Here is a 314-nt window from a genome sequence, read left to right as displayed (position 1 = left end):
ATTCTCATTTGTATGTATAATAAAATCATTATCGAATTAATTTTAGGGTTAGTTTCAGTGCGTTTGTCTGACTTGAAAGTGACGCAAACTGCCATTATTTGCAAGGTCAATCGTACCTCTGAAAATAATGTCAATCAGCTAGATTTAGTAGCGAGTCGTTTGGAAACATTGGGGTTTGTACCTGGTACATATGTGCAAGTGATCACCAAAGGTATCTTTGGTGGCGACCCTATTTTGATCCAAATTGGTTTTACCCGCTTTGCATTACGCAAAATTGAAGCTGAAAAGATTGAGATTCAAATAACAGTAGAAGG

At 36.6% G+C, this 314-nt stretch carries 1 protein-coding gene; it reads left to right on the top strand.

Annotated features, from left to right (window positions below):
* Positions 1–57 precede the first annotated feature (57 nt).
* Positions 58–314 (top strand): FeoA family protein (locus ACG94X_RS16830; RefSeq protein ID WP_419384803.1); only part of this gene is annotated, 257 nt, incomplete at its 3' end.

The sequence above is a fragment of the Acinetobacter psychrotolerans genome (genome assembly GCF_048552595.1).
GTDB lineage: Bacteria > Pseudomonadota > Gammaproteobacteria > Pseudomonadales > Moraxellaceae > Acinetobacter.
The sequence above is the reverse complement of the archived record's forward strand: the minus strand, read 5'-3'. Positions and strand labels throughout refer to the sequence as shown.